This window comes from Stutzerimonas sp. LR2 (genome assembly GCF_055755175.1).
Map to the genome: position 1 here is coordinate 84,243 of NZ_JBVTRR010000007.1, position 24,333 is coordinate 108,575.

A 24,333-nucleotide genomic window follows, 5' to 3' on the forward strand; every position below is an offset into this window, starting at 1 on the left:
TGGCGGTGTTCGCCTGGGCGGTATGGCAGAGCGGTCGTAGCAGCCGCTGCGGGCAGGTTCGGTGAGGTGAGACGTTCGGATGATCAAGGTGACCTTCACTGGAATGCGTGAGCGGTTGCAGACGCTGGATCGACTCGAGCGTGAGCAGCTGCCTTTCGCGGCTGCTCTGTCGCTGACTGCCGCTGCGCAGGAGGTGAAGAAGGCGCTGGTCGAGGAGATGAAGTCGGTGTTCGATCGGCCGACGCGGTGGACATTGAACAGCGTGTTCATCGAGCCGGCGACGAAGGAACGGATGGAGGCGCGGGTCTGGCTGAAGGATGAGAAGCCGGACGCCGGCGGAACGCCTGCCGCCGAGTACCTCGCGCCGCAGATTTACGGCGGTGGCCGCGACTACAAGGGCACCGAGAAGATGCTCCACCGACGCGGCGCGCTCGGGTCTGGGCGGTACGTGCTGCCTGGCGACAAGCTGCAGCTGGACCGGCACGGCAACATCGGGCGCGGGAGGCTGACGAAGATCCTGTCTGGAGCTGGCCTCTTCACTCAAGAGGGCTATGACGCGAACGCCACCGACAGCACGCGCAGCCGGCGCAAGGGCAATCGCCGGTATTTCCTGGTCCGCAAAGGGCGGAGCCCGATCGGGATCGCAGAGCGCTTGGGCTGGGGCAAGGGCAGTCGCAACAACATCCGCATGGTGCTGGTCTTCGGTCGGCGCCCGTCGTACGGCAAGCGCTTCGACTTCTTCGGCACTGCTGAGGCTGTTGCCCAGGACGTCCTGCCAATCGAGTTCGAGAAAGCCATGGCGCGGGCGCTGGCCACACGCCGTAGGTGATACCCACCCGCGCGATGCGCCGGGGGCCCCTTGGCCGTCGATCCCACCACGGGTAATTCGAGCCCCGCTCTCGCGGTAGTGGGTGGGGCTGGAAGTTAGTTAATAGGGGTTAATCGGTTAACCCTCGTGCTGTTTTTCGGTTAACAGGTGAATGCATGACGGTCATGACAAAGGCTGAGTTCGCGGATAGCCGCGGCTGGTCTCGGCCGTATGTTTCCAAGCTGAGCAAGCAAGGTCGCCTGGTGCTGACCGAAGACGGTAAGAAGGTGGACGTTGAAGCCACCCTCGCGCTGCTGGGCGAAACCGCAGACCCGAGCAAGGCTGGTGTCGCTGAACGCCACCAGCGTGAGCGTGCCGAGAAGGGTGTACATGCGCTGGTCACCCCACTCGCACCGCCGTCGAGCATGCCGCCAGCAGGTGGCGGCGATTCCTACCAGAAAGCTCGCGCGCACAGGGAACATTTCCTCGCGCTGCTGGCAGAAGACGAATTCCTCAAGGGCCGTGGAGAGTTGGTCGAGCGCAAGGCCGTCGACCTCGCAGCATTCAACACCGCCCGCACACTTCGCGATCTGATTCTGGGCCTGCCGCCGAAGGTCGCTGGCGAGCTGGTCGCGATCAGCGACACCTGGGAAATGGAACGTCGCCTGACCGAGCTGCTGCGCAACGTCCTTGAGGATGCCGCGAGCCTCGTGCAGCTGGATGCCGAGCTGGAGCAGGGGGCGAAGGAGCCGAACTAGCCATGCAACACGCGTATGCCGACGGTGCCGCCACGTACCGTGCGGCATACCTGCGGGGCCTACAATTGGACCCCGAACTCTGGATCGACCAGTGGGCTGACGAATACCAGCGCATCCCGAAGGACACTGGGGCCGCAGAGCCCGGCAAGTACCACACCGACCGCACGCCATTCGCCCGCGAGCCGATGCGCTGCCTGTCGCCATTGCACCCCTGCAAGCGCGTGGTGACGATGGTCGCCTCGCAGATGATGAAGACGCAGATCGCGCTCAACTGGATCGGCGGCAACATCCATATGGCGCCTGCGAACATTCTGGCGCTGTTGCCCAGCGAGAAGCTGGCGCGTCGGGTCTCCAGCCGGATCGACAAGACGATCAAGGCGGTGCCGGAACTCAGCAAGCGCGTCGCCAAGCCGCGTTCACGCGATGCCCGCAACACCCTCGACACCAAGGAATTCGAAGGCGGCACGCTCTACTGCACCACCGCCGGCTCTGCGGCCAACTTGGCAGAGCTGGCCGCGCGCTACATCTACGGCGATGAGATTGACCGCTGGGATGTCGACGTCGACAGCGAAGGCGACCCCATCGAGCTGGCCGAGGCCCGCGGCACCACGTTCGGTCGCAAGGCGAAGTTCTATTTCTCAAGCTCGCCGACGGTCAAGGGCGCCTCGCGCATCGACGATCTGTATGAGCAGAGCGACAAGCGCCGCTATTTTGTCCCGTGCCCGCACTGCGGGCAGCATCAGGTGTTGGAGTGGACGAGCCTCAAGTGGACCGATGATTACAAACGTGTCGATTACCTCTGCAGCAACGACCAATGCGGTGCGCTGATCGAGGAGCACCACAAGACCGCCATGCTCGCCGCTGGCGAATGGCGCGCCACGGCGCAGGGTGATGGGGAGACGGTAGGGTTTCACCTCAACGCGCTCTATTCGCCGCTTGGGTGGTTGTCCTGGCATAGCCTCGCCAAGCAGTACGACAAGGCCAAGCAGGCCGCGGACCGCGGCGACAACGAGCCTATGCAGGTGTTCTACAACACCCGCCTCGCGCTTGTGTGGGACGCCGCGCAGGAGATGACCAAGGCCAGTGAGCTTAAGGCCCGCGCCGAGGACTACCGACTTGGCACGGTGCCGCCTGGCGCGTTGATCCTCACCGCCGCCGTCGACGTGCAGCACAACCGCCTTGAACTGCTGGTGATCGGGTGGGGCGAAGGGCTGGAGCGCTGGGTGGTCGACTTCGCAGTGGTGCCTGGCGACCCGGCCGACCCGCGCACCTGGCAGGCGCTCGATGAGCAACTGAAGCGCCGGTACCGGCATATGTCGGGCGTTGAAATGAGCATCTGTGCCACCGCCATCGACTCCGGCGGTCACCACACCGACGAGGTCTACCAGTTCACCCGCCTGCGCCGCTGGCGAAACGTGTTCGCGGTGAAGGGCGCGAGCAAGCCAGGCCGGCCGGTTCTGGCTCAGCGCCCGTCGAAGGTCGACGTGAAGCACAACGGCCAGACTGAGAAACAGGGCGCAGAGCTCTGGATCATCGGTACCGACACTGCGAAGGACTGGATCTACAACCGCTACCCGTTCGCCGACGGCCCTGGCGCGCTGCACTTCTCGAAAGATCTGCCCGACGAGTTCTACGACCAAGCAGTGGCAGAGCGAAAAATCACCGTCTACGTGAAGGGCTACAAGCGTACCGTCTGGGTGAAGGGCAAGGCCGAGCGTAACGAAGTACTCGACTTGCTGGTTTACAACCAGGCTGCTGCCCAGTTCCTGGGGCTGCACCGCTATCACCAAGCCGAGTGGGACAGGCTGCGCGCTGCAGTAAGCCAGGGCAGCTTGTTCGCGCATCCAGCTGCGAGCAGCAACGTCGCTGCCCTGCAGGAGGATGCCGAGAAAACAGCCAGCCCACCTCTCGCAAAGCCCGCACCATCACCCACCGCGCGCCGGGTATCCCGCAGCGCCTACCTGAAACGATGAAACGAGGGCGCCCCATGGCAAGCGCACAACAGCGCCTGGATGAAGTCCGGGCGTCGATCAAGGAACTGCTTGAGAAAGGGCAGAGCGTCAGCAAGGGTGATCGCCGTCTGGATCGTGCATCACTCGCCAGCCTGCGCATGCTCGAGGACCAGTACGCCGTCGAGGCCGCACGGGAATCCCGCCACGGCCGGCCCCGGCAGATTCGCCTCTACAGTCGTGGCAAGGGGGCGTGATGGGTTATCGAATCCGTGCTAAGTCACCCCGTCTGCAGGTGGTCAACAGCTACGAGGGCGCCGGCAATGGTCGCCGCGCTCAAGGCTGGGACGCGCCGGAGGCAGCGCTGAACGCTGTCGCCATTCCAGCACTGCCAGCGCTGCGCAAGCGCTCCAAGGCCGCGGTGCGCAACAACCCCTGGGCCGCTAGCGGAATCTCCAAACGGGTCAGCAGCCTGATTGGTACTGGCATCACCCCCCGTGCGCAAATCAAGGACCCTGCGCTGCGCAGCGCCATCAACGAGCTCTGGAGCGACTGGACCGACGAGTCGGATGCCGACAACCTGACCGACTTCTACGGCCAGCAGAGCGTCATCGCGCGGATGGTCGAAGAGTCTGGTGAGTGCTTCGTCAGGCTGCGCTACCGCAAGCCCGAGGATGGCCTGGCGGTGCCGTTGCAGTTGCAGATCCTGCCGCCTGAGTTCGTCCCGCTGGACCGCAACTTCGTTACCCGCAAGGGCAACGTGGTCCGGGCTGGCATCGAGTTCGACCAGGTCGGGCGCCGCGTGGCGTACTGGATGTGGAAGAACCACCCCGGCGATGCGCGGGCCATCGGAACCACTTACAACGCACTGCATCGCATCCCGGCAACCGAGGTGCTGCATATCTTCGAGCCCCTCGAAGGAGGTCAGCTGCGTGGCATACCGCGTCTGGCGCCGGTACTGCTGCGGCTCAAGTCGCTCGACAACTACGACGACGCGGTGCTCTTCCGTCAGGAAGTGGCCAATCTCTTCGCCGGCTTCATCACCAAGCCTCGCCCGGACGGCCCGCCTACTGTCGACCCGGTTACGGGTCAGCCCTTCACCACCGACACCGACGGCACCCCGATGGTGGCGATGGAACCGGGCACCATGCAGGAGCTGCTCGAAGGCGAGGAAGTCTTGTTCTCCGACCCGCCCTCAGCGGGTGATACCTACGTCGACTTCATGCGGCAACAGCTCATGGCCGCTGCGGCCGGTATCGAGCTGCCCTACGAGCTGCTGACCGGCGATATGGCGGATATCAGCGACCGCGTCCTGCGCGTGCTGTTGAACGAGTTCCGCCGCCGCATCGAGCAGCTGCAGTTCGGTGTGTACGTGTTCCAGCTGTGCCGTCCGGTGCGGGCTGCATGGCTCGACGCTGCGTGGTTGTCCGGTGCCATCGCGTTGCCGGACTACCAGGCGAAGCGCCGCGACTATCTGCGCACCCGCTGGGTACCGCAAGGCTGGGCTTACATGCACCCCGTGCAGGACGTGCAGGGCAAGCTGCTCGAGATCAAGGGAGGCCTGGCCAGCCGCAGTGAACACGCACTGCGAAGCGGCTACGACGCAGAGGTCATTGACCAGGAAAACGCCGACGACAACGCCCGGGCCCAGACGCTCGGCCTCGACTACACCACCGACACGGCCGCGCTGGCGGGCGATAAAGAGGAAACCCGATGATGAAAATGACCAACCGCCTCGCGCTGGCGGTCATGCTGGGTGGCTTGGGAATCAGCACCCTGGAACAGCCGCGTATCTTCAACCGTGCCGAAGGCGCGCCGCAGCTCAACGCCGAACACTGGTACAGCATCCAGTCCGCCGGCGAGGAGGGCGGCAAGCCGATCGAGGTCTACATCTATGGCGAGATCGGCTTCTGGGGCGTGACCTCGGGAGACTTCATCCGCGACCTCAAGGAAGTGGACGACGGCGTCTCGCAGGTGCTGGTGCATTTCGACACCGTGGGTGGCGACCTCTTCGACGGTATTGCCATCCACAACGCGCTGAGAGCGCTGGGCGAGCGTTGCACCGGCCAGATCGATGGCGCGTGCTTCAGTGCTGGAAGCGTGGCGGTGTGCGGCGCTCACCGCGTGACCATGGCGGACAACGCCATGTTCATGATCCATAACCCCTGGACTTTCATGGCCGGTGACAGCGATGAGCTGCGCAAGATGGCCGACATGATGGACAAGGCTTTCGAAGGCATCGTTGCCAGCTACCAGCATCGGGCGTTGAACATCGATGACGGCGAACTGCGCCGCATGATCAACGACACCACCTGGCTGACTGCCAGCGAGGCGAAGGCCCATGGTTTCGTCGATGAAGTCTTTGGTGAGGCGGAGCCCCTGGTGAACAACGCACCGCTCGGCAAAATCCTTAATCGCTACCGCAACGTGCCAGAGGCCGCGCTGCGCCTGGTGGGCGAAGTAGACCAGCCCCCCGAGCCCGAGCCACAACCTGAGCCAACGCCCGAGCCGGAACCGACCCCGGAACCCGAGCCGCAACCCCAGACACCGGAAGCTGCGGAGCTGGCCGCAAAGCTTGCGGCGGACTGCGCGCAAGCGGGCTTGAGCAACTGCGTCAGCTACTTGATTCGTGCCAGCGCGCTGGCCAGCAGCGAGGCTGTGCAAGCTCATTTCAACCGCGCCAAGGATGTTCGCGCCGCCTGCCTGGTAGCCAAGCTCCCTGACGAAGCTCAGGCCCTGATCGAGGCCGGCTTAACCGGCGAACAGGCCAAGGCGAAGCTGTTCGAGAAGCTGGCCAACAAAAGCGGCCAGGTGGAAATCAGCAACCTGCCACCGCTGGATGATGGCCCCCAAGCCAGCGCGAACCAACCCCCGGCGCCGAGTGAGGTCTACGCCCGACGTCGCAACCAAGCCTCGAAAGGAGGAAAACAAGCATGACCATCAAAACCGAAGGCGTGTACGCCGGCGAGTTCCTCCTTTCGGAGGCCAACGGCACCCGCAGCCGCGAGGAGGTGGTCATCGCCGCCGGCTCCGGCATCCTCAAGGCTGGCACGCTGATCGCTCTGATCACCGCCACCACCGCATTGACCCCAGCGGCCGATGCCGGCAACACCGGTAACGGCACTGTCGGTTCGGTGACCGTCACCAGTGCGGCCATCAGCGGCGCCTACAGCCTCACCATCACCGAGGCGGCTGCCAACGGCGGCAAGTTCGAGCTGGTCGACCCGACCGGCGCCGTGGTGGGCAATGGCAACGTCGGGCAAGCATTCACCGGTGGTGGCCTGACCTTCACCCTCAGCGATGGCTCCACCGACTTCGCGGTCGGTGACAGCTTCACCCTTACCGTGCTGGCCAACATGGGCGAGTACACCGCCTATGACGACGACGGCACCGACGACGGTCGCCGGGCCGCCAGCGGCATTCTGTTCGCCTCGGTGGACGCCTCGGTGAACGATGTTCGCGCCGTCGGCGTGATGCGTGACGCCGAGGTGATCGAGCGCCTGCTCACTGGCCTGGACACCAACGGCCGCGCTGACCTGCTGGCCAAGGGAATCATCATCCGCCCCTGATCGCCCACCGCAGTAACCCAACACCCCAAAGCCCCGCGACCGCGGGGCTCGGCATTTTTAGGAGCCCAACATGGCCGAAATCACCATTTTTCAGGACGAGGCGTTCGGCGTCGACGCGCTGCTCACCGTCATCAACGAAGACCACGTCCTGCCGGGGCAGATCGCTGCCGCCGGCTTGTTCGAGGAGCAGGGCGTCCCCGGCACCGTCGTACAGATCGAAAAGGACGGCATGACCCTCGCGCTGGTAAAGGCAGCTGCACGTGGCGCACCCGGTCAGGCGGTGACCGGCAATAAGCGGTCGCTGATTCCATTCAATACCGTGCATCTGCCGCAGACGTTCCAGATTCTGGCGGACGAAATCCAGGGCATCCGTGCTGTTGGCAGCCTCACCGAACTGATGCAGGTGCAGGCATACGTAGCCCGCCGTGTCGAGAAGGCTCGCCGGCAGCTCGACTTGACCCACGAGTTCCAGCGCATTGGCGCAATCATGGGCAAGGTTGTGGACGCTGACGGCTCGAGCGTGCTCTTCGACATCTTCCAGCGCTTCGATATCAAGCGGCCCGCTGCATTCAGCATGGAGCTCAGCAACGACGATACCGATGTCAGCCTCAAATGCGTCGAGGTGCTGGACGCGCAGGAGGATGCGCTGGGCGCTGTCACCAGCACGGGGGCGCACGCATACTGCGGTAAGCAGTTCTGGGCGAAGCTGATCGGCCATCCGAAGGTTCGCGAGGCCTACCTCGGCTGGCAGGCAGCTGCTGCCTTGATGGGCGATCGCCGCGTGCCGTTCGAGTTCGGCGGGATCACCTGGGAGCGCTACAAGGGGCAGTTGAATGGCAATGCTTTCGTCCCAGCTGACCGCGCCTTCGTGGTCCCGACCGGCGTCCCGGAGCTTTTCATCAGTGCCTTCGCCCCGGCCGATTACACGGAGACGGTCAACACCGAGGGCATGCCCTACTACGCCAAGCTGGAGCGCATGAAGTTCGACAAGGGCGTCGAAGGTGAGGCTCAGTCCAACCCGTTGCACCTGTGCACCCGCCCGGCGTCCGTGCGCGAACTGAAGATCTGAGCATGGCCGGCTTCGGTGACTGCATCGCCGACATGGACGCCGTGATCATGGCGTCCCTGAGCGACGGCGAAGGAGAGTTCTTCCACCCCGACGGCCAGGTCGCCCGCAACGTCCCGCTAATGCTCGACCGCCACCTGCAGATCAACGGGCCGGAGGGCCTGTATCGCAGTGATGCAGTCGGCATCACCTGGCGCAGAGCTTCGGTGCCATGCGCGGTAGGGCGTGGCGGCATCTTCGTCTACCGCAAGCGGCGCTATCTGATCGAGGACATCCTCGAAGACGACGGCCATATGGCCACTGCCGCCTGCATGGAGCAGAAATGAACCGCAACCCACTCACCCTCGGCCGCAAGGCTCTGGTACAGCAGCTGGGCACGGTCACCGTCGCCAATGGCTGCGCGACCAACGCCGGGCACAACGTGCGCACCGGTTGGTTCAACGAGGTGCTCAAGTCGGACGATATCGGCTTTCCGATCATCTGCCTGCAGAAGGGCAAAGACCTTCCGCCGAAAGCCGCTGCGGAAGCGCTAATCAAGTTCAATGGCTTCTACGTCATTGGCGCGGTCGATGTCGGCCTGGACGGCTACGAGGATGCGCTCGACGACCTCGAGCATGACCTGCTGTGCGTGCTCATGCCGACAGAGGGTCAATTTCCTCGTTGGCTGCCGCGTGGCATCAAAGGCATCACCGTCGGAGCGCCCGAGCAGTTTCCGCCTGGCAAAGGCGAGCGAGCCGCCAGTGTGCTGATTCCGGTGCACCTGCACACCATCATCGAAAGGTAACGCACATGACCACCAACGCTACTGCCGCCTCGGCAGGGGGCTCGGCTACCCCGAAAAAAGCTCCGGAGCTGGTCGAGGTCACTTTGGCCAAGCCACATACCCACCAGCGCAAGCCGTATGTCGAGGGCGACAAGCTCAAGATCACACCGGCCCAGCGCGAAACCCTCATCGCCCGCGGCATTGTCGCCGGCTCTCAGGAGGCCTGATCCATGGCAGTCCAAAAAGAAACCTTCGTCATTGGCGGCCACCTCAAAATGCGCCGCTCTGGCAGCGGCTTGCCATTTCAAAAGTGCGGCCTGGTCTCCACCATCCAGACCACCATCGAAACCAACAACCTGACTCTGGGTGATACGACGACCCCGCAGGGCGGCGAGTACGACTCTGTCGACCGCATCACTGGCGTGGGCCTGTCGATCAACTTCCGCGAGTTCTTCACGCCGGTGCTGGCCGGCATCCTCTGGGGCGATGTCACCACGGTGCCATCGGCCACTCACACCGACGAGCAGCACGTGGCCGCGGTGGACGGTACCATCGCGCTGGACCAGATGCCGCTCGAGATCGACGGCGTCACCAACGTAGTGGACGGCGCCCCTGGTACTGTCACCTTCGAAGAGTTCGATGACTGGGTCATGACCGGCTCAGGCATTGAAGTGGTCGCTGGTGGCGCGCTGGAGCAGGCCATTCTCGCCGCGGCACCAGGCACCCCGTACAGCGTCTCGGTCGACTACAAGTCTGCCGCGGTGGATGTGGTTGAGGCGCTGACCAACTCTGGCTTGGAACTTGAGCTGCTGTTCGAAGGCGAGAACGCTGCTGGCACCAAGAAGCGCATCGAAGCGCGGTTCTGGAAATGCCGCCTCAACCCCGCCAGCTCGCAGGACTGGCTCAGCGTCGATGACTTCATGGGCGCCGAGTCTACCTGCAAGGTCATCAGCGACCCGACCAGGGTAGGGATCGGCAAATCGAAGTATTTCCGAATCAAGAAGGAGCTGCCGGGGACGGTTTAGTTTCTGACGAAACGCAGACCGGCTCTTCTTTCCACGAGCCGGTTTGGAACAGACAATAGCTGGCCACCAATACCCTCGTCCGATGTATCTGAATGACGAGTGTCCTTGGCGTGCCCCAGAATAGTCATGGTCGCTTCGCTTAACGGCGCTGGCCCACGTAAACGACTAGAAGGCATCTGCATCACCATAGGCAATAGGGTCAAGCCAAGAGCCTGAATCACCTTTACGTGAAAAAGCCGAAGCGTAGGGGCTCGAGGTAGGTTTCTGATGAGCGTAAAAATATGGATGATGTTTTAAATCGTAAGAGGAGTGTATTGCGATGGATCGAGAAGTCTGGAACCAGCAAATAACACAAACGTCTGTTCCTGCGTGGCGTTGTCCAATATGCAAAGTGGGACATACCCATCTTGAAGATGGAACGTTCAGGTTTGAGGAAACTATTGATTCGCTCAGGTGGCGGAACGACGAGGCATGGGACCCCGACTGGATCGATTTTGCTTTCACTGCGTGGGCTTACTGCACCAATTCCCGGTGCGGACAACGGTTTTGCATTGCTGGAAAAGGAGGTATCAGCGAGACCTATGTCGAAGACGGATTAGAGTGGGATGAATATTTCCTCCCGAAGCATTGCTATCCGATGCCTTGGATCATCCAAATCCCTTCCAAATGTCCACGTAATATCCAAGAGGAACTCAAATCAGCGTTCTCGCTCTTTTGGAGCCATCGGGCAGCTTGCGCTGGAAGACTGCGTGTGGTGCTTGAGCTACTTATGGACCACATCGGCGTACCAAAAGAGATCACTGGTGACGGTCAGAAGCGGCGGCAGATGAAGCTGCATGATCGAATCGAACACTTCAGTCTGAACAGTCAGGCCATAGGTGCTCATCTCATGGCATTAAAGTGGCTTGGAAATACCGGCGCTCACGATTCGTTGGTTACGAGGAAAGACCTCTTGGACGCGTTTGAAATTCTAGAGTATGCATTGGAAGAGATTGTCGATCTGCGGGCAACGCGCGTCACGATATTGGCTAATAAACTTCAGGAAAAACATTATAAGAAGTAATAGGTGCCGATTAGACTTACTTCAAGCTTCCTGCACGGAACCCTAGGTGTGCCGGCCTTTTGATAGATGGCCCTCGAATGCTACGGGAGGGACCCCTTATGCAATGCCCAAAGTGCAGCTACGAACCAACAATGGCTGAAATGCAGTGCAGCTCAACTGACTGCGTCCGGTGTGGTGCGAACTACGCAACCTACCGTGCGCCGACGGCAGCTCAGCGCCTCGCCCGTGGGCTGAAAGGTGCCAAGGCGGCGGTAGCCGAAGGTCGAGCCAAGCGCAGCGCCAATCTGTATTGCCCGCGGTGCGGTTCGGTCAGCGGTGGTATCTCGCATACCCGTGGCTCGATGCTGGTCGAGCTGATCCTGTGGCTTTGCTTCCTAGTGCCGGGAATCATTTACAGCGTTTGGCGCATTTCGGCGCGGCAAAACGTTTGCCCGTCATGCCTCAGCCCTGATGTCATTCCGTGGGTTCGCCGCGGGCACGGCGTGAGATAGGCCGAGGCTGATCGAACCCACATCTTCAACCCGCTTCGGCGGGTTTTTTATTGCCTGGAGATTCATATGAGCGGGAGCGCGGTAGGTAAGTCGGTGATCAAGAAGGTCGGAGGCCGCAGTGTCGTCTGTAGCGAGCTGACCGTTGGGCAGGTACGTGGCCTGTTGCAGCAGAACAGTGGCGGTGACCTTTTGGACGAGCTGCTGCTCGAGGACGTGCGGCTGGCTGACTTGCCGATTTTTACCGGCCTACCAGCTGAGGAGCTTGAGCAGATGCTGCCCAGCGACCTTGATGTGCTTGTTGAAGGCTGCAAGGAGGCCAACCCCAGTTTTTTTCGCATGCTGGCCAAGCTGGCCAGTCTGCAGAAAACGGCCTGAAAACGCTCGACGATGTGGCATGCCGGCTGGTCCGGCTGGGCCACCATGGTGTGTGGGGCTATCCGTGGTCGCTGTTCCTGCAGGCACTGAAAGGGTGACGTATGACTGACGTAGAACTGCGGCTGGTAGCGGATGTTGAACAGGCGACGAAGGGAATCAGTGCATTCAGCAAGCACTATCAGAAGCTCGTTCGAACCCTGGCCCAACCGCTGAAGAGAATCAATGCGCTGCGGGAGTTGGAAAACGATCTCGAGCGAACTGGGGAGCAGTCGCGGCAGACGCGCGAGCTGGTTCGCGACCTCGGGAGTGAGCTGGCGCGACAAGCCGAGCCGAGCAAAGAGCTGTCGGCCGCCTATCGCAACGCGGTGAGTGAGCTGCGTCGGCTGGAGCGGGTTGAGCAAAGCGCGCGGGCCGAACTTGCTAACCGGCGGCGTGAGCTGCAAGCAGCTGGCGTTGAAACGCGTAACCTCGCCAGCGAGCAGCAGCGGCTTGCTCGTGAACTGGAGACTGCGACAGCGGGTGGCCGCAATGAGCAGGCCGTGGCTGGCATCCGCGCCCGAGCCGCAGCACTAGCACAGGTGGCCCGTGAGCAGCGCTTGGCGAATGTGGAGGCGGCCCGCTCCGACCTGGGCGTCAATCGTTATCGCCAGCTCCAATCCGAGCTTCAGCGTTTGCGCAGCCAGTACCAGCTCCTGCGCACCTCCGGCAATCTGACGACCCAAGAGTTGGCGTTGGCCCAGCGGACCATGACTGCCCGCGTGCGTGAGACCCAGCAGGCGCTGCGCGAAATGAACGCCGAGCAGCGAAGCGGTGCTGGTGCATTGTCAGGCATCGGCCTGCTGGCCGCCGGTTACGGTCTGGCTCGCGGGCTGCGCGGTGTCACCAACACCGCCGACCAATGGGTAGAGATCGATGACCGTATTCGTCTCGCGTCCGAGTCACAGGCCGAACATGCGCAGGGCATGGAGCGCTTGCGTGAGATCAGCGACCGCACCTACACGGACATGAAGAACAATGCCGAGCTTTACATCGGCTCGCTGTCCGTTCTGCGTGGCCGCGGCTTCTCCAGTGCAGATGCGTTGGGCCTGACCGAGGCAATCGGCCTCGGGCTGGTAGCCAGCGCCGCGAAAGGGGAGCGCGCGGCTTCGGTGATCAACCAGCTGAACCAGGCGCTGCAAGATGGCGAGCTGCGAGGCGACGCCTTCAACTCGATGATCCGCAACACGCCCGCGCTGGCGGACGCCATGGCGCGTGGGCTCGGCAAGACGCGCGAGCAACTGGCCGCCATGGCGAAGGATGGCGAGCTCACTACCGACGTGTGGGTGCCAGCCCTGATCGGCCAGGTTGAAAGCCTCGGCGAAGCCGTTGACAGCATGCAGGTAACGGTAGGCGATGCGCTAACCAGGCTGAACAATGCCTGGGAGGAGTCGATCGGCAAGGCCGATACACAGCCGCTCATCAACGCAATCGAGGGGCTCACGCAGGTAATCTCCGATCCGGTCGTCATGGAGAACCTGGTCGCTCTGGCGGGCGCTTTGGTCACCTTGGCCGCCACTGCCGCCGAAGGCGGCTCCGAGTTCGTGGACCTGGGCAAACGCATCGGCTTCATCGCGGCGAATGCAAGCGGCGCTGTCACCGAACTGGATCGCATCGACCAGCAGATCAAAGACATCGACCGCAGCATTGTGGGCACTGGCCTGAACCGGACGCTCGCCGGCATGTGGTATTCGAAGGAAGACCTGCAGGCACAACGTCAGGCGCTGGTTTCGCTGCGCGAGCTGCTTTTAACCGAGCAGACTGGCATGAACGCCGAGCAGCTTGCCCTGGAGCAGCAGGCGACCGAAGACGCCAACCGGCAGCAGGCTGAAAAGCTGGCCGATTACCGCCGGTACATTGGGGAGCTGGGGCGACTGCAGGCTGAGCAGGTGAAAGCGTCCGAAACCGCTGCGAAAAAGCTGGCCAGCGACGAGAAGAAAGCGCTCAGCGACATTGAGAAAGTCCGTAACGATCGCTTGAAGATCGAGCAGCGTTACCAGGAAGCGCTGGCTGGCTTGGGCGGCAGTGGGGAGGCATCCTACGGAGCTGCGCAGGCCCTCAAGGTTGGCGCAAAGCAGGCACTGAGTGCAGGCGATGTCGCTGGTGCGCAGCGACAAGCTCAAGCCGCGCTGAAGATGCTCCAGGATCTCGCCGCGGCTGGTGGGAACACCTACGGTTTCGAAGGGTTCATCAAGGAACTGCAGGCGATCGAACTGGCCGCGAACGACATTGAGCAGACCAACGCAGAGGCCAAGCTTCAGGCCATCCGCGGCGAGATCGCCTCGCTCGAGGAACAGGCCAAGCAGCTGAAGGACATTTCGGTCTCGGTGAAAACCGACGAGTCGACCATCGAGCAAGTGCGGTCGCAGATCCAGGCACTGGCGCAACAGCTCGGCCAGACCGAGATCGTGATGCCGGTACGCCTGCAGATGCCGGATACGAGCGGATCAGCGGCCACTTCACCGACCACATCCGGCTTCTCCGGCGGTGGCTGGACCGGGCCGGGCGGCAAGTACCAGCCGGCTGGCATTGTCCACGCCGGTGAGCATGTGCAGCCGCAGGAGGTAGTGCGCGAGCCTGGGGCGTTGGCCTTCCTCGAGCGAATCCGTCGCAACGGCTTTCGCGCCACGCTGGATCAGCTGCGGTTGCGCGGCTACGCCAACGGTGGGCCCGTCGTGCCGGTTCCGCGCTTCGCGCCGAATGTTCCGGCGCCGAGCCCGGCGCTGCTGGAGGCGGCTGCTGGGCCGCAGTTTCCGCACCTCGGGCAGGTCGATCTCAACCTGGGTGGTGCCTCGTACACGATGTATGTCGAGCGCGAGGTGGCCAGCGAGCTGCGCCTCGCGGCGAGGAAGATCGGCCGCACCCATCGCTGACCAAAGCCCTGCACCTGCGGGGCTTCTTGTTTCTGGAGCCTTGAATGTCCCCACCACGAATCATGCTTGGCGGCGTGCCGATCGTGCTGCATGCCGGTGCGCCCGAGGAAAGCATCGGGCCGATTGGCGGGAGCACCGTGCTGCGCATGAGTGACGGCGCCGGCGTAAAGATGCAGCACTGGAAGAAGTCGGCCGGCAGCATTTCCGGTACCGGCTGGATGCCGCCAGGACTCGCGGGGCTGGATTTTTCCCAGCCGATGGAGCTGCGCAGCACCAAGACGCTGAGCCACGTTGGTCCTGGCCCGACCTTCACCTTGCTCGGCACGCCTCGGCCAGACGTCGCGCCCTGGGCGCAGGCGCTGATCGGTGGGCGGGATTGGGTACGGGTGCCGTGCTCGTTCGCGGATGGCGTGGTCACCGTGCCCCCAGTGCCGGGCGCGACGCTGTATCAGGCCTGCTACATGCCGGTGTTCTCGGTGTTCGCCGAGGACCCACAGGAATCGCAGTCATCAGGTACGGCCACCCATAGCTGGTCCATCCCCTGGGAAGAAGCCTAAATGCTCAACGCCTCGCCACTCGACGCCGTGCCGCTGAATGGTCTGGCCGGTGCCGCTGCAGAACCCGAATACGTCGTGCGTGGACAGTCGTTCGTGTGGGCGCTGCGCGTGTTGGTGGGCGGCGTGAACCGCACGGCGCAGCTCACCGGCAAGGTGACCGTCGACCGGGAAGAGGGTGCTGCGGGCATCGCTGGCTTCGATCTGTTCATCGCGCCAGGCGTCGCCGTAGTGCCTCCGGACTGGAAGGGCCGGGCGGTGTCGATCGACTACATCAGCACGACCCAGGGCGAAACGACCGAGGCGCGCAAGTTCACCGGGCAGATCAGTCGTGCTGACTGGAACCCGGTCAATCGCATCCTGACCTGCGAATGCTCCGACCAACTGCAGCAGCGGGTCGAGGGCATGACGATTGCGGCTATCGATGCGCTGGCCGGCGGGCGATGGTCGGAAGATCTGTTCGAGCCGGTCGAGGGCCGCAGCCATTGGGACTATGCCAGCGAGCGCATGAGTACGCGCACCGCCAGCCTGGACTGTTCCGCTTACGGCGATCTGCGCGTGACGAGCTGGTATGCCACGGCACCGCATTTCGTGTTTGGCCCGGGCACAACGCTCTATCAGCAGATCGACCTGCAGCAATCCGACCTTGAGGCGACGACAAACCGCGTCGAGATCGAATTCAGCTACCGCTATCAACGCCTCTGGCAGCTGAACGAGGGCTACAGCTGGACTCACGTCAACGCGGGCGGCGGCCAGAGCGGGTTCTGTAACTGGCGGGTATGGGCGACCGAGCTGCCTGACACGGACATGATCGCCAGCGCCGTCTCTGGAAGCGGCCAGCAACTGCTCGGTGGCGTGGGCGGCTACAAGCTGCCGCTGTCCATGGCCAACCCGTGCGGCGATGGCCAGGGCTGGGTCAACACCTTCGACAACCTCTGGCTTTCGGCTTCGTTCACCGGTGCCAGGCGCTGGGTGCAGAGCGTAACCGAGAGCTACAAGCTGGTGCTGTCCACCGCTGCCGGCGAGTCAGAGCTGACGCGCATCGTTCAGCGCGCGTGCTACACCGTGTCGATCGAGCGCGATCAGGCAGAGAGCTGGGGCAGCGATCCGATCCGGGGTGGCGGAACTGGTAGTCAGGACCTGTCCGACGAAGTCCGGCGCAGCAATGCAATTGCAACCGCGCTGCGTATTGGTCAGGCGAAGATTGTCGGCGCTCACCGGGAGACGACGGTTCCCTGGGATGTCCCGACCAGCATGGCGATGGGCATCGACCTGTGGCATACGCTTGAAATCGCCGACCAGGGCGTTCATGCGGTCGGCAAATGCCGGCGCATCGTCCACCAGTTCGATCTTGGCAGCGGTGAAGCGATCACCTCTCTGAGCATTGCGATCATGCGCGGCGGCGGTGTCAGTGACGCGCTGGCTGTCCCTGCGCAGCCAGATACCAGCCTTCCGCCGTTTACGTCGTCGGCTCAATTGCTGCTGGGCACCCAGCTCGGCGGCCGCCAGGTTGACCCGTACACGGGCTTCCCCATCGGTCCGTATGACGAAGACCGGCCAGGCTTCTCGGGCAACTACGACACGAACGACAACATGCCAGCGGAGTTCTACCCGCGCCGATTCCTGATCGAGTCGCGCGAGATCGGGGCTGAGTATCGCGACGAGCGCACCGCCTTGGCCGAAGCGTTCTATCGCATCGGCATCCCCAACGATTTGCTGGAGCTATGACCATGACCAATGAGGAACGGCGCCGCGCCTCCGGTGCGGCCATGGAAGCGAGCCGCCGCGGAAGTGGTGTTGCGATGGAGGCGAGCCGGCGGGCTAGCGGTGCAGCCATGACAGCGCGCCGCACCGGCAAGAGCGTGGCCGACGATATTCAGTCCCTCGTCCAGCCGCCCCGGCAGGCCAAGCCGCTGCCTCGCATCGATCCGGTTGGCTCGCTGCCGCCGCAGCGCGGCCTTGGCACGTCGCCAGGCCCTGGAGCCGGTGGCGCCCCCGGAGGCGGCATTGCCAGCCCGCTGTCAGAGGTTCCTGAGTCGCGGGTGTACTACACCGAGGCTCAATCGCAGTCGATCTATTCAAATGACTACTTGTTGAGCATGGAAGTCCTACCGCTGAAGTCGCTGTTTATGACCGATGCGACTGGCGCTGCTGTGCAGATGAACTTCGCATTACCGGTGAGGGCAGTCTGATGTTCGATTCCCCGCTTGAGGAGTCGATGCCCGGGCAGGTTCTGCGTTTTGGGCTTGGGTATCACGGCTTCGTTGAGTTCCCGACACTTCAGTCGAAAACCTCCTGCCCAGGCAACGAGGTCAAGCTGACAACCTATAACGGAATGACGCTTTATCCGTTCCCGGCCGGCGTGACCTTTCCGCGCCGGACCGCCGAGAGCGCGGTTCTGTTCCGTGATCCTCGGGCGATCGATTTGCCCGGCGACGAGGAGGGTGCCACGGGTCGTGACTGGCGCCGATATGCAGTGATCCAGACCAATGGCATCAGAACAGGTGCTATGCCCGGAGAGCCCACGTACAACTATGCGCTGCATACGCCGACGCGGAATGTCCTGATCAACGTCTCTTTGGCCGTTTGCCTGGTGATGAAGACAAAGATCATCGCCCGGCGGTCATCGCCCGTCAGCTCCGAAAGCTATCCGATCACCGGGCCATCACTGGGCAATAGTTCGCTGTTTGCGGACGCAGTCCCGAGTGGCGCGAGGGCACTGTACTGCAGTCCAGGCAGCTGGCTGCGTGAGCTGGTCATTACCGGGGATTACCCGGCCATCAAACCCGTTAGCTCGAATGTCGTGGCTCAAGGTGAAACCATTGCAACATCCGAGACCGGGACCGCGATTTACGACGTAGGCAATTGGGAGTTCGGCGCCTTCGCCAGCGGCATCACGGAGGGCAATTACAGCATCATCGTGATTGATCGCGCCGATACCGGCGCACCGTTTCCGGGAGGCCACATCTTCAAATTGCCGTACTCGGGCCAGCGGTCAACTACTCGCCGGCGTGTGGTTGGCGGGTACTACGACGGTGAGCGCATTGCCCAGATCTGGAGCGAGGACGAATATCGCGATGTCTATTCGCGTACCGCTTCATGGGGCGTCACCAGCCAGATCGTGACGAACGATGGCGCACAGGTTTCATCCTTCCTCAATGAGGCCAACAACTTCGAGTCGACGAGCAGCGTCGCGCTTATCCAGGACGGCGCAAGCGTGTCGAGGTTCGAGATAAAGGCGGCCAGCGAGAGCACCCAGAACAGAACCTGGACATCCGGGGCCGGGTCGTTTTCCGGGACCGGCGGCTCTGACTCGACCAACACCAGCGATCGCAGTTTTTCAGTGAGGCTGGATGGGACAAACGTTATCGCGGCCTTCCCGGGTGACTGGGAGCAGGTCGGCGGCGGCAGCTACGGTTCGTTTCCGCTTCAAGACCGATCTGCGCCATCGGGAACGCAGATTCGCCTGCAGATCAATGTCGGCGTTTACAGCTACTCCATGCAGCTCAAATGCCTGCGCGTTGAGGTGATCTATACGCGCCGCGTTTCAGATGTCCTCGTTGAAACGCGGGCGGCCTACTTCTACGGCAACGCCTGCTGCAGAGGCAATGTCGACGGTGGCGTTTACTCTCCGGCGAGCGGGGGAACCCTCTACGGCTCAGCCGACCCACTTACTGGCGAAATACGCCGCAACTATCCATACCCAGTCACCTGGTGCTGACCATGCAGACCTACGTAAATAACTGGCTCCGGGAGATCACCCTGGCGCAGGGCGCTACGTCGTGCCCGCTCGATCTGCCTGATGGCGAGTACCGGCTGACGCTGGCTGACCCGGCCGGCACCGAGTGGGAGATCGTCGACGCAACCGTCGCGAATGGCGTCGCCACCCTAGTGAGGGCGCGAGAAGGCACAGCGGACCAGCTCTGGTCACTTGGCAGTGTCATCTATAACGACATCACGGCGGAGCAGGCGATGTACCTCATGCAACAAGCGCGACAGGTTCCCATCTTGCAGCAGCTGCTTTCCGACCTCGCCGCGCGTGTTGAAGAGCTCGAACAGGGCCAGGGCGTGGATGGCGCCTTGGTCGACGAGTTGGGAAATGAGTTGGTCGATGAGTCCGGGTACAACCTGGTAGGAGAATGAATGCAATGGCTATTACGCAACACACATATTCAGGGAATGGCTCGCCAGAAGTGACCGGCATCGGCTCCGCCGCAGCGATTGGTAGCCACTACACCGATCTCGATACCGGCGACTTCTATCTCCGCGTAAACGATTCGGGATCAGGTGGGCGCTGGCAGCAAATGATGGCCGTAGAGGTGGCGGAGACGGTAGACGATATCAACTACATGACTCCAGCCGGGCCAATGTTCGTTATGTCGCCAAACGGCGACATACATGTGTCGCGAGTCATTAACGGGGTGTGGTCCTGGCACCTGCTGGCGGCGACGCCGACGTAGTTGACTGCAAGTTTATCCATCCGACACGGTAGCTGCCCTGAATCAGTCATATCCGGGGTGTGGATGTGTGATCGAGCGCGCCAGTCATTGGCCAAAAATCCGGCAGGATCGTCGCTTCATCCATTTGCAAAGGGAATTGCAATGCGCGCGTCTATCAAACGCATCCTCACGGTGGTCGCCTTCGGCACGTCGTGTTCGATGGCAGGCTTCTATATCGGCATCAATCAGGCGTACGACCATATTACGGAGGATTTGCCGGCGATGATCGAGTCGGCTGTGTGTTCGATGCCGCAGGTCTCAGAGCTGCTTTCCCTGTAACCCCGTGCGCCTGCGGTGAGCTAAAGCGCTTCAAGGCGCAGGGCTTCAGCCAATAGCTGATTGGCCAACCTTTCCAATTCTCGCATGGCGGCCAAACGGTCAGCTGGCCTGATCTCTGCTTCAGCAAAGTCGATTTCTGTGGGCACGGCATCACGTATCGCCTGCGCTGCCCAGCCGGCCGCGAAAGCCTGAACACTCGCTTTGACCATTGAAACCCCTCGGCCCGCCACGTGCGGGCTTTTTTGTGCCTGGAGGAAAGATGCAGAGCAACGAACCCAAGTGGGTGATCGAGGCCCGCAAGCTGATCGGCCTGCACGAGGTGCATGGCCTTGATCATAACCCTGAGATAGTGCAGATGTGGCGGGACATCAAGCGCGGAGGCATCAGGGACGACGAGACGCCATGGTGTGCAGCGTTCGTCGGAGCGATGCTTGAGCGTGTCGGAATCCGTTCCAGTCGATTCGAAAGTGCCCGTTCGTATCTCGACTGGGGACAACACCTGGCGCTTCCGGTGTCGGGCTGCATCGTGGTGTTTACTCGCCATGGCCGTGGCCATGTCGGCTTTGCAGTTGGTCGCGATAAGGTCGGCAATCTACTGATTCTCGGCGGTAACCAGTCGGACGCCGTGAACATCAAGGCATTCCCAGTTGCGCGCGTAACTGGCTATCGCTGGCCTGCAGGTGTGCCTGTAATCGCTGAGCCCTTATCCCTGTTCAATGCCGAGCGTTCGGAGCGTGAGTCGTGATCGCCTCGCTGGTTGAGCGCTCGACCATCTACGGGCTGCTGGCCGCGCTGTGCTTCACGGCTGGCTGGAAGGTGAACGGTTGGAGGCTGGGGGAGGGTATCGCTCAGCAGCAGGTGGAGACGGTTAAGGTCGTTCGAGTGATCGAGCGCAAGCAGCAGTTGATCGCCGATACAGAGGGGCACAAGGGCCATGAAGAACTTGAGGGTTTGCGCCGCGCTGCTGATCGCGCCGGCGTTACTGCTGCAGGGCTGCGGGTCGAAGCCAGTCGACTCGCCACTCAGCTCGCTAACTGCAATGCCGGAACTGCCGGCGAGCGCCAGGCAAGGGCAGACGCCGCCGCAGTGTTTGCCGACGTGCTTGGAGAACTGGAATCAGAAGGCCGAGCAATGGCGGAAGCGGCTAGCCGCGCCCGTAGCGCAGGGCTCACCTGCGAGCGGGTTTATGACGGAGTAAGAGCAGCGAGCCGGCTCCCGGCACGTTGAAAGCCTCGCTGTACTAATCGGCGAAAAATGAGGGCGGCTGCTCAGGGTGCGCCAACACCCCAGCAGCCGCCAGACCGCAGACGATCCCTGCAAGCCCAGCCTAGGCCCCCGCCTCGTGCACGAAGCGCGGCAAGGCTAACACCTGTTTATTTATACAGTAAAGGCTTGCTATTTATGACTAATCCAATCGTTCCCTGGATGGGTGGCAAACGCCGCCTGGCTGATCGTTTGATCCCACTGTTTCCGCCGCACGATTGCTACGTGGAGGTTTTCGCGGGTGGCGCTGCGCTCTTTTTCATGCGCCCGATGCCCGCGCAGACTGAAGTGCTCAACGATGTGAACGGCGACCTGGTGTGCCTATACCGCGTCGTGCAGAACCATCTGGAGGAGTTCGTCCGTCAGTTCAAATGGGCGCTCAGCTCCCGCCAGATCTTTGAGTGGCAGAAGATGACCCGGCCGGAGACGCTCACAGATATCCAGCGAGCGGCCCGATTCTTCTACCTCCAGCATCATGCATTCGGGGGCAAGGTGACCGGGCAGACTTTCGGCACCGCTACGACTGGCACGCCTATCAACCTGCTGCGGATTGAGGAGAACCTGTCCGCTGCTTGGCAGCGTCTCGCGGGCGTCTTTGTCGAGCACCTGCCATGGCTCGACTGTGCCGAGCGTTACGACCGACCTCACACGTTCCATTATATGGACCCGCCGTATTGGCAGACCGAGGGCTACGGTGTTGCTTTTCCTTTCGAGGAGTACGAGCGCATGGCCGACTTTATGCGTCGATGCAAAGGCAAGGTGATGGTTAGCATCAACGACCATCCCGACATTCGCCGAGCGTTCCATGGGTTCCATTTCGAGCAGCTCGATATCCGCTATAGCGTTGCGAATCAACGAAACGGCAAGGCGGATTTAGCGGGCGAGCTGGTTATTCTGAACTGGACGCCGGCAGCGCTCGGGGGGCTCTTCTAATCACAAGGAGTCAAGCGCGATTGCAGTCCGGATACCGGCCCCAGGTGCAGACGAACTCCCATAGCAGCTTCCGTTCGAGATGCTTGATGTAGGCGGTGGTGTACGGCTCGCCCATATCGACCGGGCAGGTCGACACCCATAGATACTCCAGCGGGGTGGTTTCGAGGAGTGTTAGCCGAAAGGTATTCCCTCCTGAGTGCCCAGCGCGTTCGCTGAATGCGGATGTGTTGAACTGCCGCAGCCGGTCGGCAAGCGTCTGCCCCGTCGTCTCGCCGATGTAAATGATGAAATCATTGTTCACCCGGTGGTTGTCGGGCTTCTTCTTGCTTCGGGCAATGAAATATACGCCCGGCAGATTCTTCCCGGGCAGCTCGGTTCGCTCCGACCACGCGTGCCACTCACAAAACCCAACCTCGCCAGCCATGGCGACTCCTTAAAGCTAGTACGTGAGCATTTGATCAGCTGCAGTGGCATTGCGCTACTGCCGTGATTACGTTTCGCTGTCCTCGGTGCCAGTCGAAACGATAAGCTCTGGCCCCTCATTGCGTACGTTCCCCACGGCTCGATCAACGGCAAACCACTCGAACGCCTCAACCGGCAGCCCTAGGTCGCGCACGATATCCTCGGCGCGCTCCAGAGACAGGTCCGGTTCGATCCACTCCCGGGCCAAGTCTGCCTCGAGCACGACCGGACGGCGATCGTGGATGTCCACCATGCCCTGGTCGCTGTTGGCGGTGATGATCACGAAGCCATCGCCGTCACGTTCGGTCAGATCGGTACGGTCCAGCTTGGCGAGCGCAGCGAACCATAGTGGCTCGCCATCCTTGCGGCGAATGTAATAGGGCTGCTTCTTTTTCGGGGCCGCCGGGTCTTTCACCCATTCGTACCAGCCATCTGCAGCAACCAGCGTTCGGCCGGTGGCCCAGATGTCCCGAAAAAACCGGCTTGTCGCTGCCGTCTCGACGCGTGCATTGATCGCGGGCGGGCGTTTACCGACAGCCCAGAACGGTTGATAGCCCCAAGGCAGCTTGGCCATGCGCAGGCCCGTGTCTGTCTCGTAGAAGATCATCACTCGCGAACGCGGAGCGACGTTGTAGCGGTTGATCGGCTCTGGATCGATGCCACCCTCTATGGGTTTGTCGTAGCGCAGCGCATCCAGGTACTCGACCGCTGTTCGGTACTGCGTGAATCGACCGCACATATCCCCTCCAGCCTGCTATCGGATGGCTGCCTCTCTTCATTGACCGCATGATGTGCTCGCGGTTTACTGTACGCATATACAGTAATCGCAGAGTAGTATCATGCGCGCCACGATTCTCGGCCAGCTCGGCCCGTCTTCCACGTTCCTCCAGTACGTCGACAGCCGCGTGCCGGCAGGCTTCCCTTCGCCAGCGGCGGACTACGAGGAGGTCACGCTCTCCATCGATGAGCTGGTCGACTTGCGTACGCCACACGTCTACCTGGTAAGGGTAGAGGGCCCCAGCATGGTCGGCGCCGGCATCTACGACGGCGATGTGCTTGTGGTGAACCGGGCGCTGGAGGCGCGCTCCGGGCAGATCGTCGTCGCCTACGTCGACGGCGGCATGACGGTCAAACGGTTGCAGGTGTCGCCGGATGGGGTGTGGCTGCAGCCAGAAAACCCGGATTACCGATCGTTCCGCGTCACTGAGTCCCTGCACGTATGGGGCGTGGCCACTCACAATCTGCACCAGCTATGTTCGCGCTGATCGACTGCAACTCGTTCTACTGCAGTTGCGAGCGTGTCTACCGGCCATGGCTCGACGGCGTGCCGGTGGTAGTGCTGAGCAACAACGACGGCTGTGTGATCGCCCGCACCCGCGAGGCCAAGCGCTTGGGCATCCCCATGGGCGCCCCGTATTTCCAGTGGCGCGACCAGATGCGCGAGTGGGGTGTGGTCTGTTTCTCCAGTAACTACGAGCTCTATTAAGTTAGGTGGAATGCTTTTGAGCTAGGCTGAATCCGTTGACGCTCAGGGGGCGCCCATGACCACCACCCCATTGCACAAGCA

Annotated in this window: 29 protein-coding genes and 1 pseudogene; 27 read left to right on the top strand and 3 right to left on the bottom strand. The window is 62.2% G+C overall.

Annotated elements, in window-relative coordinates:
- The first annotated feature begins 79 nt into the window (after window positions 1-79).
- The 22 genes from ACVRRC_RS21220 to ACVRRC_RS21325 all read left to right on the top strand — a co-directional run bounded on the left by ACVRRC_RS21220 (window position 80) and on the right by ACVRRC_RS21325 (window position 20,108).
- Window positions 80-829, top strand: a complete 750-nt coding sequence (locus tag ACVRRC_RS21220) for a hypothetical protein (protein ID WP_472997503.1) — start codon at window positions 80-82, stop codon at window positions 827-829.
- A 155-nt stretch (window positions 830-984) separates the two neighbouring features.
- The gene (locus ACVRRC_RS21225) at window positions 985-1,566 is read left to right on the top strand and encodes a terminase small subunit (RefSeq protein ID WP_279639929.1); all 582 of its coding nucleotides are present in this window, start codon (window positions 985-987) and stop codon (window positions 1,564-1,566) included.
- A 2-nt stretch (window positions 1,567-1,568) separates the two neighbouring features.
- Complete coding sequence (locus tag ACVRRC_RS21230) at window positions 1,569-3,539, top strand: phage terminase large subunit family protein (protein WP_472997504.1); 1,971 nt, start codon at window positions 1,569-1,571, stop codon at window positions 3,537-3,539.
- Window positions 3,540-3,553: 14 nt separating this feature from the next.
- Window positions 3,554-3,772, top strand: a complete 219-nt coding sequence (locus ACVRRC_RS21235; protein ID WP_102825519.1) for a hypothetical protein — start codon at window positions 3,554-3,556, stop codon at window positions 3,770-3,772.
- A complete protein-coding gene (locus ACVRRC_RS21240; protein ID WP_472997505.1) occupies window positions 3,772-5,232 on the top strand; it encodes a phage portal protein in 1,461 nt (486 codons plus the stop codon). The genes ACVRRC_RS21235 and ACVRRC_RS21240 overlap by 1 nt, the downstream gene beginning before the upstream one ends.
- Entirely contained in the window at window positions 5,232-6,452 is a 1,221-nt protein-coding gene (locus ACVRRC_RS21245) for a head maturation protease, ClpP-related (RefSeq protein WP_472997506.1), read from the top strand. The genes ACVRRC_RS21240 and ACVRRC_RS21245 overlap by 1 nt, the downstream gene beginning before the upstream one ends.
- Window positions 6,449-7,084: a head decoration protein gene (locus ACVRRC_RS21250; RefSeq protein WP_472997507.1), complete on the top strand. Its 636-nt coding sequence runs from the start codon at window positions 6,449-6,451 to the stop codon at window positions 7,082-7,084. The genes ACVRRC_RS21245 and ACVRRC_RS21250 overlap by 4 nt, the downstream gene beginning before the upstream one ends.
- A gap of 70 nt (window positions 7,085-7,154) precedes the next feature.
- Window positions 7,155-8,153, top strand: a complete 999-nt coding sequence (locus tag ACVRRC_RS21255; protein WP_472997508.1) for a major capsid protein — start codon at window positions 7,155-7,157, stop codon at window positions 8,151-8,153.
- Between the two features lie 2 nt (window positions 8,154-8,155).
- Window positions 8,156-8,476, top strand: a complete 321-nt coding sequence (locus tag ACVRRC_RS21260) for a hypothetical protein (protein WP_279647556.1) — start codon at window positions 8,156-8,158, stop codon at window positions 8,474-8,476.
- Window positions 8,473-8,934, top strand: a complete 462-nt coding sequence (locus tag ACVRRC_RS21265) for a hypothetical protein (RefSeq protein ID WP_279647557.1) — start codon at window positions 8,473-8,475, stop codon at window positions 8,932-8,934. Before ACVRRC_RS21260 ends, ACVRRC_RS21265 begins: the two co-directional genes overlap by 4 nt.
- Before the next feature lie 5 nt (window positions 8,935-8,939).
- Window positions 8,940-9,140: a DUF7210 family protein gene (locus ACVRRC_RS21270; protein WP_279647558.1), complete on the top strand. Its 201-nt coding sequence runs from the start codon at window positions 8,940-8,942 to the stop codon at window positions 9,138-9,140.
- 3 nt (window positions 9,141-9,143) lie between these two features.
- Entirely contained in the window at window positions 9,144-9,938 is a 795-nt protein-coding gene (locus ACVRRC_RS21275; protein WP_472997510.1) for a phage tail tube protein, read from the top strand.
- 319 nt (window positions 9,939-10,257) lie between these two features.
- A complete protein-coding gene (locus tag ACVRRC_RS21280; RefSeq protein WP_472997511.1) occupies window positions 10,258-11,001 on the top strand; it encodes a DUF4145 domain-containing protein in 744 nt (247 codons plus the stop codon).
- 584 nt (window positions 11,002-11,585) lie between these two features.
- Complete coding sequence (locus tag ACVRRC_RS21285) at window positions 11,586-11,867, top strand: phage tail assembly protein (protein WP_423567474.1); 282 nt, start codon at window positions 11,586-11,588, stop codon at window positions 11,865-11,867.
- A 101-nt stretch (window positions 11,868-11,968) separates the two neighbouring features.
- Window positions 11,969-14,776: a tape measure protein gene (locus ACVRRC_RS21290; protein WP_472997512.1), complete on the top strand. Its 2,808-nt coding sequence runs from the start codon at window positions 11,969-11,971 to the stop codon at window positions 14,774-14,776.
- A gap of 44 nt (window positions 14,777-14,820) precedes the next feature.
- Window positions 14,821-15,333 (top strand): hypothetical protein, encoded by a 513-nt coding sequence (locus tag ACVRRC_RS21295; RefSeq protein WP_472997513.1) that lies wholly within the window; start codon window positions 14,821-14,823, stop codon window positions 15,331-15,333.
- Complete coding sequence (locus tag ACVRRC_RS21300) at window positions 15,334-17,058, top strand: hypothetical protein (RefSeq protein ID WP_472997514.1); 1,725 nt, start codon at window positions 15,334-15,336, stop codon at window positions 17,056-17,058.
- Window positions 17,059-17,060: 2 nt separating this feature from the next.
- Entirely contained in the window at window positions 17,061-17,522 is a 462-nt protein-coding gene (locus ACVRRC_RS21305; protein ID WP_472997516.1) for a hypothetical protein, read from the top strand.
- Window positions 17,522-19,051: a hypothetical protein gene (locus ACVRRC_RS21310; RefSeq protein WP_472997517.1), complete on the top strand. Its 1,530-nt coding sequence runs from the start codon at window positions 17,522-17,524 to the stop codon at window positions 19,049-19,051. Before ACVRRC_RS21305 ends, ACVRRC_RS21310 begins: the two co-directional genes overlap by 1 nt.
- 2 nt (window positions 19,052-19,053) lie before the next feature.
- Window positions 19,054-19,473: a hypothetical protein gene (locus tag ACVRRC_RS21315; RefSeq protein WP_472997518.1), complete on the top strand. Its 420-nt coding sequence runs from the start codon at window positions 19,054-19,056 to the stop codon at window positions 19,471-19,473.
- Between the two features lie 5 nt (window positions 19,474-19,478).
- On the top strand, window positions 19,479-19,790 hold the full coding sequence (locus tag ACVRRC_RS21320; protein ID WP_472997519.1) for a hypothetical protein: 312 nt from the start codon (window positions 19,479-19,481) through the stop codon (window positions 19,788-19,790).
- A 141-nt stretch (window positions 19,791-19,931) separates the two neighbouring features.
- Window positions 19,932-20,108 carry a hypothetical protein gene (locus ACVRRC_RS21325; RefSeq protein ID WP_285362285.1) on the top strand — a complete coding sequence of 59 codons (177 nt, stop codon included), beginning with the start codon at window positions 19,932-19,934 and terminating at the stop codon, window positions 20,106-20,108.
- A 20-nt stretch (window positions 20,109-20,128) separates the two neighbouring features.
- On the opposite strand, the gene ACVRRC_RS21330 is transcribed toward ACVRRC_RS21325, so the two are convergent.
- A complete protein-coding gene (locus tag ACVRRC_RS21330; RefSeq protein ID WP_045158278.1) occupies window positions 20,129-20,317 on the bottom strand; it encodes a hypothetical protein in 189 nt (62 codons plus the stop codon).
- Window positions 20,318-20,367: 50 nt separating this feature from the next.
- On the opposite strand from ACVRRC_RS21330, the gene ACVRRC_RS21335 reads away from it, so the two are divergent.
- The 3 genes from ACVRRC_RS21335 to ACVRRC_RS21345 all read left to right on the top strand — a co-directional run bounded on the left by ACVRRC_RS21335 (window position 20,368) and on the right by ACVRRC_RS21345 (window position 22,304).
- Entirely contained in the window at window positions 20,368-20,853 is a 486-nt protein-coding gene (locus ACVRRC_RS21335; protein ID WP_472997520.1) for a TIGR02594 family protein, read from the top strand.
- Entirely contained in the window at window positions 20,850-21,335 is a 486-nt protein-coding gene (locus ACVRRC_RS21340) for a DUF2514 family protein (RefSeq protein WP_472997521.1), read from the top strand. Before ACVRRC_RS21335 ends, ACVRRC_RS21340 begins: the two co-directional genes overlap by 4 nt.
- 174 nt (window positions 21,336-21,509) lie before the next feature.
- Window positions 21,510-22,304, top strand: a complete 795-nt coding sequence (locus ACVRRC_RS21345) for a DNA adenine methylase (protein WP_472997522.1) — start codon at window positions 21,510-21,512, stop codon at window positions 22,302-22,304.
- Between the two features lie 10 nt (window positions 22,305-22,314).
- On the opposite strand, the gene ACVRRC_RS21350 is transcribed toward ACVRRC_RS21345, so the two are convergent.
- Both ACVRRC_RS21350 and ACVRRC_RS21355 read right to left on the bottom strand, forming a co-directional pair.
- Entirely contained in the window at window positions 22,315-22,728 is a 414-nt protein-coding gene (locus tag ACVRRC_RS21350; RefSeq protein WP_279639950.1) for a hypothetical protein, read from the bottom strand.
- Between the two features lie 66 nt (window positions 22,729-22,794).
- Window positions 22,795-23,505 carry an SOS response-associated peptidase family protein gene (locus ACVRRC_RS21355; protein ID WP_472997523.1) on the bottom strand — a complete coding sequence of 237 codons (711 nt, stop codon included), beginning with the start codon at window positions 23,503-23,505 and terminating at the stop codon, window positions 22,795-22,797.
- 100 nt (window positions 23,506-23,605) lie between these two features.
- On the opposite strand from ACVRRC_RS21355, the gene ACVRRC_RS21360 reads away from it, so the two are divergent.
- Both ACVRRC_RS21360 and ACVRRC_RS21365 read left to right on the top strand, forming a co-directional pair.
- Window positions 23,606-24,031 carry a LexA family protein gene (locus tag ACVRRC_RS21360; protein ID WP_279647579.1) on the top strand — a complete coding sequence of 142 codons (426 nt, stop codon included), beginning with the start codon at window positions 23,606-23,608 and terminating at the stop codon, window positions 24,029-24,031.
- Window positions 24,019-24,249 (top strand): annotated as a pseudogene (locus ACVRRC_RS21365) (Y-family DNA polymerase); the annotation flags it as partial. The gene ACVRRC_RS21360 and the pseudogene ACVRRC_RS21365, both read left to right, overlap by 13 nt.
- Between the last annotated feature and the right edge of the window lie 84 nt (window positions 24,250-24,333).

What these genes read in the sequence shown, in the direction of transcription:
- ACVRRC_RS21225 (WP_279639929.1), top strand. Translation starts at nt 985, where the DNA reads ATGACGGTCATGACAAAGGCTGAGTTCGCGGATAGCCGCGGCTGGTCT.
- ACVRRC_RS21330 (WP_045158278.1), bottom strand. Translation starts at nt 20,317, where the DNA reads ATGGTCAAAGCGAGTGTTCAGGCTTTCGCGGCCGGCTGGGCAGCGCAG.
- ACVRRC_RS21240 (WP_472997505.1), top strand. Translation starts at nt 3,772, where the DNA reads ATGGGTTATCGAATCCGTGCTAAGTCACCCCGTCTGCAGGTGGTCAAC.
- ACVRRC_RS21230 (WP_472997504.1), top strand. Translation starts at nt 1,569, where the DNA reads ATGCAACACGCGTATGCCGACGGTGCCGCCACGTACCGTGCGGCATAC.
- ACVRRC_RS21310 (WP_472997517.1), top strand. Translation starts at nt 17,522, where the DNA reads ATGTTCGATTCCCCGCTTGAGGAGTCGATGCCCGGGCAGGTTCTGCGT.
- ACVRRC_RS21245 (WP_472997506.1), top strand. Translation starts at nt 5,232, where the DNA reads ATGAAAATGACCAACCGCCTCGCGCTGGCGGTCATGCTGGGTGGCTTG.
- ACVRRC_RS21275 (WP_472997510.1), top strand. Translation starts at nt 9,144, where the DNA reads ATGGCAGTCCAAAAAGAAACCTTCGTCATTGGCGGCCACCTCAAAATG.
- ACVRRC_RS21280 (WP_472997511.1), top strand. Translation starts at nt 10,258, where the DNA reads ATGGATCGAGAAGTCTGGAACCAGCAAATAACACAAACGTCTGTTCCT.
- ACVRRC_RS21295 (WP_472997513.1), top strand. Translation starts at nt 14,821, where the DNA reads ATGTCCCCACCACGAATCATGCTTGGCGGCGTGCCGATCGTGCTGCAT.
- ACVRRC_RS21300 (WP_472997514.1), top strand. Translation starts at nt 15,334, where the DNA reads ATGCTCAACGCCTCGCCACTCGACGCCGTGCCGCTGAATGGTCTGGCC.
- ACVRRC_RS21255 (WP_472997508.1), top strand. Translation starts at nt 7,155, where the DNA reads ATGGCCGAAATCACCATTTTTCAGGACGAGGCGTTCGGCGTCGACGCG.
- ACVRRC_RS21355 (WP_472997523.1), bottom strand. Translation starts at nt 23,505, where the DNA reads ATGTGCGGTCGATTCACGCAGTACCGAACAGCGGTCGAGTACCTGGAT.
- ACVRRC_RS21260 (WP_279647556.1), top strand. Translation starts at nt 8,156, where the DNA reads ATGGCCGGCTTCGGTGACTGCATCGCCGACATGGACGCCGTGATCATG.
- ACVRRC_RS21350 (WP_279639950.1), bottom strand. Translation starts at nt 22,728, where the DNA reads ATGGCTGGCGAGGTTGGGTTTTGTGAGTGGCACGCGTGGTCGGAGCGA.
- ACVRRC_RS21250 (WP_472997507.1), top strand. Translation starts at nt 6,449, where the DNA reads ATGACCATCAAAACCGAAGGCGTGTACGCCGGCGAGTTCCTCCTTTCG.
- ACVRRC_RS21335 (WP_472997520.1), top strand. Translation starts at nt 20,368, where the DNA reads ATGCAGAGCAACGAACCCAAGTGGGTGATCGAGGCCCGCAAGCTGATC.
- ACVRRC_RS21220 (WP_472997503.1), top strand. Translation starts at nt 80, where the DNA reads ATGATCAAGGTGACCTTCACTGGAATGCGTGAGCGGTTGCAGACGCTG.
- ACVRRC_RS21325 (WP_285362285.1), top strand. Translation starts at nt 19,932, where the DNA reads ATGCGCGCGTCTATCAAACGCATCCTCACGGTGGTCGCCTTCGGCACG.
- ACVRRC_RS21270 (WP_279647558.1), top strand. Translation starts at nt 8,940, where the DNA reads ATGACCACCAACGCTACTGCCGCCTCGGCAGGGGGCTCGGCTACCCCG.
- ACVRRC_RS21360 (WP_279647579.1), top strand. Translation starts at nt 23,606, where the DNA reads ATGCGCGCCACGATTCTCGGCCAGCTCGGCCCGTCTTCCACGTTCCTC.
- ACVRRC_RS21265 (WP_279647557.1), top strand. Translation starts at nt 8,473, where the DNA reads ATGAACCGCAACCCACTCACCCTCGGCCGCAAGGCTCTGGTACAGCAG.
- ACVRRC_RS21320 (WP_472997519.1), top strand. Translation starts at nt 19,479, where the DNA reads ATGGCTATTACGCAACACACATATTCAGGGAATGGCTCGCCAGAAGTG.
- ACVRRC_RS21290 (WP_472997512.1), top strand. Translation starts at nt 11,969, where the DNA reads ATGACTGACGTAGAACTGCGGCTGGTAGCGGATGTTGAACAGGCGACG.
- ACVRRC_RS21235 (WP_102825519.1), top strand. Translation starts at nt 3,554, where the DNA reads ATGGCAAGCGCACAACAGCGCCTGGATGAAGTCCGGGCGTCGATCAAG.
- ACVRRC_RS21345 (WP_472997522.1), top strand. Translation starts at nt 21,510, where the DNA reads ATGACTAATCCAATCGTTCCCTGGATGGGTGGCAAACGCCGCCTGGCT.
- ACVRRC_RS21315 (WP_472997518.1), top strand. Translation starts at nt 19,054, where the DNA reads ATGCAGACCTACGTAAATAACTGGCTCCGGGAGATCACCCTGGCGCAG.
- ACVRRC_RS21305 (WP_472997516.1), top strand. Translation starts at nt 17,061, where the DNA reads ATGACCAATGAGGAACGGCGCCGCGCCTCCGGTGCGGCCATGGAAGCG.